Annotated in this window: 6 protein-coding genes; all 6 read left to right on the top strand. The window is 55.8% G+C overall.

Annotated elements, in window-relative coordinates; translation table 11 throughout:
* Positions 1-233: 233 nt before the first annotated feature.
* The 6 genes from ACO48X_RS04145 (at position 234) to ACO48X_RS04120 (ending at position 7,126) form a co-directional block, all read left to right on the top strand.
* On the top strand, positions 234-590 hold the full coding sequence (locus ACO48X_RS04145; RefSeq protein ID WP_485000867.1) for a hypothetical protein: 357 nt from the start codon (positions 234-236) through the stop codon (positions 588-590).
* A 38-nt stretch (positions 591-628) separates the two neighbouring features.
* On the top strand, positions 629-2,296 hold the full coding sequence (locus ACO48X_RS04140) for an alpha/beta hydrolase (protein WP_485000865.1): 1,668 nt from the start codon (positions 629-631) through the stop codon (positions 2,294-2,296).
* Positions 2,293-2,910, top strand: coding sequence for a DUF4853 domain-containing protein (locus tag ACO48X_RS04135; protein ID WP_485000863.1), 618 nt, complete (start codon positions 2,293-2,295; stop codon positions 2,908-2,910). Before ACO48X_RS04140 ends, ACO48X_RS04135 begins: the two co-directional genes overlap by 4 nt.
* Positions 2,911-3,166: 256 nt before the next feature.
* Positions 3,167-3,508: a hypothetical protein gene (locus ACO48X_RS04130; RefSeq protein WP_485000861.1), complete on the top strand. Its 342-nt coding sequence runs from the start codon at positions 3,167-3,169 to the stop codon at positions 3,506-3,508.
* A complete protein-coding gene (locus ACO48X_RS04125; protein WP_485000859.1) occupies positions 3,505-6,006 on the top strand; it encodes a hypothetical protein in 2,502 nt (833 codons plus the stop codon). Before ACO48X_RS04130 ends, ACO48X_RS04125 begins: the two co-directional genes overlap by 4 nt.
* Positions 6,007-6,238: 232 nt before the next feature.
* Positions 6,239-7,126, top strand: coding sequence for an RCC1 domain-containing protein (locus ACO48X_RS04120; protein WP_485000857.1), 888 nt, complete (start codon positions 6,239-6,241; stop codon positions 7,124-7,126).
* The last annotated feature ends 421 nt before the right edge of the window (positions 7,127-7,547 follow it).

The following is a 7,547-nucleotide window of genomic DNA, read 5'->3' as shown; positions in this document are numbered from 1 at the left end:
AAGCTCGGCGTATGCCCATTCTGATTGTTATAGTTATGTGGATGAGTAAAACGATCCACGGGGCACTTTATCGGTTGGAGCGCACTCGAGTGGGAGTGGTGATTAAACCTTGTGAAATCAGCGTTTTCTAGAAATGTCGACTGGTTAGCCGAAATCGGCGAGGTGACGCTCTTGACAACCGTTTGTGTCAGGTATAGCTTGTGTTTTACAAGCCAATCACGCAAGGAGTTATTGTGAGCGACATCTATATTGTCGACGCCGAGTACTATATGCTGGTGTCCGGCGCTGGCGAGCTTGTTCAAAATCCTGGGGCGGGCGACGTCGAAACCCCGGTTCGAGAGGCGGCTCGGGGCATTCCCGGCGCATCGAGCGTTTCTGCCTCGGAGCGCGCCGGCGAAGCGATAGACTCTCGATGCAGGTCGCTAATGGACGATATCGGCCAGTTTAAAAGCGACGTCGAGGAGGCGATCAAGTCCATGGCGGGCACTGACCAAGATTCAGCCGCGGCGATGGACCGGATTCTAGAGCATGTCAAGGGGCATCCGAAGGCCAAGCCTGGATCCAAGGGAAAAGCAAGGATCGTCTGCTGACAAGCTGGAGAGACGTCATAGAATGGCGCCAGGATCGATTGAAGGTTCAGCTTGAGCCACTGCGCGCCCGGCGCAAGCAGCTCATTGAGGCCTACGAGAAGCTGCAGTCCATGGAAATGACGGTGACCTCCAGAGGCCTGACGGCTGACGCGATCTTGTACGCGCTGCATCAGTTCGAGGCTCGAATCAGCTATTTGATCAACGATGTTTCGGAGACAATGATGGCAATGGCTCAAATGGCCGACGGCGTGTGGACGGTTCAGACGTTGATCCTCGAATGCAAGCAGAAAGCGAAGACCCATGGGCTGGAAATCAGGGACGGTAGGCTCATATCGAATTCCGGTCAGCGCGAGGATGAATTCGCATCCGCGGCGGCGGAGCTGAAGCCGATGATCAAGGGCGCTTTGGATAAGGCCGACGCGATAGACGAGGCTTATTACACGAGGCTGACCGCCGTGGCCGACGGCTCTTACAAGTCCTCGGAGGGAGGGTTCTCGACAAGCCCCGGTCTGCCGGACTTGCCGCAGAAAGGATGGACGATGGGGGAGAGCGCAGCCTGGTGGTCCGGCCTTACGGACAGCGAAAAGGAAAACATGGTTCGCGAGCATCCGGAGCTGATAGGCAACCGCGACGGCGTCCCCATGGAATGGCGAGACAAAGCCAACCGCGCTCGTCTGCCTCAGGAGATCGCGGAGATGAAAAGCAATGTTGCCAAAGCGAAGTCCAGGATGGATGAAGCGGAATCGACCGGCAGCAAGAACGACCTAGGGTACCTGAATGCGGTCAATGACTACAATCGCTACAAAAAGAAACTTGGCGACCTCGAGGGGCTCCAGAGTGTTTTGAAGGAGAATGAGTCGAAGGTCCCCTTGAGTTCGTCTCCGGATCGTCAAAGGCTCATCTACCTTGATTCGAAGTCGAGTTCTCGAGTTCAGGCGGGCGTCGCTTTGGGCGACGTCGACCGTGCAAAGGCCGTTCAGATGGTGGTGCCCGGGATGAACAACACCGTGGGCGACAATATGGACGGTCTGATCGGCGATGCGCAAAAGGTCCGAAATACAACTTTTGAAGAGTCGAGGAAGCATCCAAGCAGTGCGGGGATCCATGACAAAGGGGATATAGCGACCGTCGCCTGGATGTACCGGACGCCGCAGAATGCGGAAGTTGCCACCACGGATCTGGCCGAAAAGGCCGCGCCGAAGATGGACGGATTCATGGAAGGGGTGCAGACCTCTCGGCAGGCGATGGGAGTGCCCAAAGCGGAGATAGACGTTGGGGCGCACTCCTACGGATCGACTATGGCCGGGATCGCCGTCGGCAAGGTGCGTGAGGGCACGGTCCACAACATCGCCCTGTATGGATCGCCGGGATCCGGCGTCCAAGACGTTCGCGAATACAACATCGACGGCCAAGCCTACGTTTCCGGCGTGAACACAAATGACTACGTTCAGGGCATTGGGCCGGACGGTCCCTTCGGCAAGGACCCGATGGAAATGCGAGGATTCAAGCACCTGGCCAATAATCCCGAAAACGACTCCCAATGCAAGTACATTCCAACGGGGGCTGGAAGCGGCGTGACGAAGTTCTGCAGCAAAGGGGACGACAATCCCTTTGGTCGCCACTCCGAGTACCTCAAAAAGGGGACGGGAAGCCTGAAGGACATTTCCCGAGTCATGGGCGGCATGGAACCCGAGGGGGAGAAATGAGAGCGGCTTGCGCCCAGCGGTGGCTCGTTCTTGCGCTGTGCCTGGGGCTGGCGGCTGGATGCACGGAAGACATGTCCAAGCCGGGCGCAGGCGAATTGTTTGGTCAAGGTTCGAAGGACTATTGGGACCGGCAGACGATTGAGGACTACCAGCGAAAGACCATTCCGGCAATCGAAGAGTTCATGCGTCGGCTCCTCGCCGACGGCGGTGGGCAGCACTATGCGGCTGAAGGCGTGAACGATCTCTATCTATGCGAAACGAAAACCGATGGGCGCGAGTACATGAGTGCAGTCTACGAAACTCAAACCTCGGTTCCTCCCGCGAAGATCAGGGCCATCGCCAAAGAGACAATCGAAAAGGCCGGGCTGAAGATAGAACGGCAGGACGACGAAAGGGACAACGTCACCGGTTTCGGCTGGTCAGATTCGGAGAACGGCGGATTCTTGATGCTGAGCGCGCATCCGACGAAAGGCATCTCTTTCCACTTCGTCTCGGGGTGCCGCCCGTCTACGAGCAAAAATGCGTACCCGCCGCCTCTGAAGGGCGTGCCGACGGTGCCTTTTACGCCTGCACAGGAAACGCCGTCGCCGAGTGCGGCGTCGCCAAGTTCGTAACTTCCGGAATCCCTTATACATTGACTTCCGCTTCTTCCGGAACTTCAGCGCCATAGATTGGGCGATGTATCTGACTTGCCGGATGAGAGTGCTTGATGAAGCTGGAGGAATCATGCAACGAACAGCCGCGGGGCATCGGCGTCGAAGCCGGTCAGTGAGCCATATTGCAGCCCGTATACTGAAACAGCCTGCGGAAGCGTTACCGACGTGCTAGGGTTTGAGCATCACGTTAAACTCCTGAAAGGAAGGCGCGCGCATGAGCGACCTCAGTTTTGACCGCGACAGGGCGGGAATCACGGCAAAGGGGCATTGGACGGATTCTGAGACGTTCATCAGCATCGGCTTTGGCTACGCCGAATTGGAGGGCGAGTGCGACGTCGTCAAAGACCCCGTCCTTGAGGATGCGGAGCATCTGTTCAAGGCATGTCTGCATTTCGTCAAGTTGATGAGGACGAGCTGCCTCGAGTTTTCCGACGCGTGTGCGGTGCTCGGATCAGGAGTGAAGGAATCGACGGCAAACTATGATCAGGCTGAGCACAAGGCCGTTCGAGACTTCGATTTCATGCGCGGCTCAATCGGGAAGGATACGGGCAAATGACGTGGAGCGACGTTCCCGGCGAGAAAGCATTGCCCAACCTGAAGGACTCCGGCGAAGGCATTCTGCAGCTGGGCAAAGGCATCGCCAATGCCGGCGCAGCGATGCAAGACACCCAGGTCATCGCCGTCGGCGGCGAGGTCGAAGGATGGACGGGGCTTGCGGCTACCGCTCATCAAGGTCAGGCTGCCTTCTTGCAAAAGACGATCCAGAAGGCCATTGATCTGCATCCGAAGATTCCTGCTCTTCTGGACAAGTATGTGCAAGAACATGCCAAAACCCGCAGCGCCATCACCGGACTCCAGCACGACTGGGACGAGGCCAGAACGGTTCATTTTCGCAGGATCGCCGAATTGGCGGTTCAATTGAAGGCGGGATTGTATCCGGGGGACGACGACGAATACGAAAAAGACAGAGCCAAGGCGGACGAGGCTTGTGAAAAGACGCAGAAAGAGGTGAAAGCCAAGTACGAGGCCGCCGTCCGTTCCCTCAATGAGCTTGCCAAGAGCACAGGTGATTCGATCTTCGGCCTTGCTGAGTCTTTCGCGCCCAAGTCGCGGGTTGCCGGCGAGGGCAACGGGTCGATTGACCGCAACAACCTGGGCGTCGAGCTTTTTGGCGGAAGCGGAGGCGTTTTGGCGGCTCAAGCGCGCTGGGAGGACGCCAGAGCGGACGCCGACAAGGCAGCCAAAGTTTTCTTGACGAAAGACGGCAAGTTGAAAGGCAACATCAGCCAAAAGGATCTCGACTCTTTCAATGCCGCATACGGCGAACGAATGGCAAAGGACCCATTTTTCGCGAATGCCTTCGCTTGGAGGTTCGGCGCCAACAACGCAATCAAACTTGTCTCCCAGCTAGATGGAAGCCACGGAGCCTTCCCGCAGGAGACGGTTCAGGCTACGCGAACAAGCATCGGTTCCGCAATCATCCTTGGCACAGGCGGCATCCGCAAGGGCTTGAGTGAAGAGGAAAGCAGCGTATGGAACACCTGGAATTCGGGAGCTAAGTATTTAACGAGTTCCGACGGAACATTGATCGATGAAAGTCGGGATAAATACCTTGATGACCTCAAGAAGGCAGGAAACAAGCGTTGGATTGGCGGCGCGAATCTAGATAACGCGGGTGCATCGGGATACATGCTCATCTCTGGGGCGATAGCGAATTCTGCGCAGACTCACAGTGAACTAGCCTTAGGCGATCCTTTCCTAAATGGTCCCCACGCAATAGGCCGCGATATCGTCAAATGGGATTATGAGAATCCGCAAGAGGCAAATAACTATCATTCAGACATCTATACGCCTAAAACAACAACCTGGGATCCCGTGCATAATATGCTTGTTGCGATGGACGGCAATCCAAATGCGGCCAGGGCCTTTCTTGCCAGCGATGGCCCTTACGAAATAGCTGAATCTGGCGATAATGACGATCAAGTTAAGCACCCTATAAGCATGACGCGTTACCTTGTTGGAAATCGTCACTTCGTTCCCCTGTCAGGAACCACTGAGGCCCTCTATGTGGATCGCGGCAAAACGCTTGCAAATCTATTAGATGAAGTGAGCTCCGATAAGACCCATAAAGAGTCCTCCCTCGTTGCCCGGGATTACTTGCAAGGATATACGGATGGTTTAAAACGCTCAGATGCGACTTTCAAGGGACAAGACGCTTTTGGGTACGGCAACGTTGAACTGAGAGAGAAAGCGGGCGATATCCTGAAGGAGTATTCTAAAGATCTTGCTGGCGAGCTGAAAGGCTACACCGGCGTTCCGGGTGCGCCCCATGGAAACCAACAAAACGGAGAATACAGCCTGTCTTTGACCAAAGCGGGAGCGACAGCGCTATTCGAGGGAAAATCCGATTTCTTCAAGGACATCGGAGCTAGTAAGTCCGCAATGAAGACGCTAACCGAGTCTCTGGAGGCGAATCTCGAAGCGGATTTAAAAAATACATACGGTAGAGCGGCAACGGTATCGCACGCAGATTCGGCTAATATTCGTCAGGACATAAAAGAGACGTGTGATAAATATCAAAGTATGTTCTCGGCTATCAAAGGTGGAAGTCTCGCCTCCGACGCGGCACAAGCGGGGGAGCTAGACCGCAAGGAGGCGACCACGGCGAATGCAATGTCTGTGTTGGTCCAAAAAGTAGGCCACATTCCCGTTATCGGCGAGGTTATTAGCACCGGCTACGCCTTGCGACCTTCCGTTGAATTCAACGATCACGTAAAAGGCGTGTATCAAGAACATAACGCAGACAACGCTAACACTTCAGCTGATGTTTCGACAATCAGTAGACGCGCACTCAGTCATGTGATAGTTAATAATGTTTCTGAGTGGCAAAATAGCTTAAATGCGTTTAATAACAGGATAGATGATGAAGACTCACGCTTTATGGACCGAAACGGGAATTGGCTGATAAAAATCGACCCAAACACTGGAAGAGTTGAGGGAGATCGTCTAAGAGTTCAACAATACAACCTGTTCCTTCTAAGCTGGAAGCCGTGAAGTGTCTCCGAAACCGTTGTCTATTCATTACAAGTCACTGCAGGCTTTTTTGGTGTCGTTGCTTGTTGTGGTCTGGGGGTGTTCGTCTCCTAGAAACTATCGGACCGACTTTGATCAGATAGTGTCGGACGATCAGTCTGCTTGCACTGTGACTTCGGGTGGGGCTCTTCGCTGTTTTCAGCTTGACTATGCGTCGACGCCTCCGGACGAACGAGATGAAGATCCTGTTCTTTTGAGCGTCGATCACGTCGGCGACGTCACGTCGCTCAAACGAGATACGGACAATCTGTGTTTTCTGGGCAGGAAGGGCGATGTTCGTTGCCTCGGCCCCAACGATATGGGGCAAATTTCCCCTGATTTTGACATCAGGTACTTCCACCAGCCGACGACGATTGCTTTGCCCGGCCCGGCGTCCTCGATCGCCGTCGGGCGTCGCCATGGCTGCGCGGTCGTGGACGGATCGGTCCATTGTTGGGGAAACGACGCCTATGGGCAGGCAAGCGGCGTCGGGCGTGAGCCTGAGCTGCATGTGCACTATCGGTATGGGCTGAAGGCTACTGTGCGGGTCAATCTGCCCGAGGGCATCAAGCAGGTCTACGCCTACAATGAGACTACATGTGCACGCGGAGACAGCGGGTCGGTCTACTGTTGGGGAAAGAACCGGTTCGGCGAGGTCGGCGTCGCCAACGGGATCGATGTCGAATCGGGACAGAGCGTGACAAAGGTTCCCTTGCCCCAACCCGCCAGAAAGTTATTTGATGAGCGAGGCGGAAAGACGTGCGCGCTTTTGGCAGACGCCTCAATCCACTGTTGGGGCAGTTTCCAAGGTTCCAGGAAGCCGATCCCGACCGGGCCCGTTGCCTTGAAAGTCTCGACCAGACTACAAGAAATCTCAGGGCAGATGGGGATGGCCTCCGACGGAAAACTCGTCTTCATTGACTTTCGGCCCTTTGATCCTCGCGACGGTTTCATCAAAACCAGGCTCACGCCCATCGACACTTTCGGGAAAGTCAAAAGCTACTCGGGCTCCTACAGAAGCCTCCAGTGTTGGGTCCTTGTCTCTGGGGCGGCCTACTGCCGCGACGAGCGCGGACGCACCACCCAAATCGGACAATACTAAGGAAAGGCGCGTGTCGAAGAAGGCCGGACTGCGGTTTGCTAAGACCAGGCCGCAGCTTGATGCGGTAACGGGTGCGACAGTTCCGTGTGCAGCCAGCGGCGCCTCCATGCCCTCCACGAGGAAGGGCGGAGGCGACAGAGACGGCGGGCAGGCAACTTGGTCTCTTCGATGCCCTGCACGAGGATGGGGGAGGGGCCGTGCCTTGTCCGGCCAAGCTTTGGCGGGCGACTGTTTCAAGATGAGCCGACTTTTTCGAGGCGACTGGACGACAGGGGCGAGGGGACTGATCGATGGCAACGAGGCGATTGGCAGCGAAGATCTTCGAACCCCACGCGTTTGGCGGGCGATCCGGTGGTAGCGTGTTTTTCGTGAAGCGCTTCCTTGGAGCGTTTGGACTCGTCGTCTGTCTCGCGGTGTCCTT

This window comes from Peptidiphaga sp. (assembly GCF_057238965.1).
The sequence above is the reverse complement of the archived record's forward strand: the minus strand, read 5'-3'. Positions and strand labels throughout refer to the sequence as shown.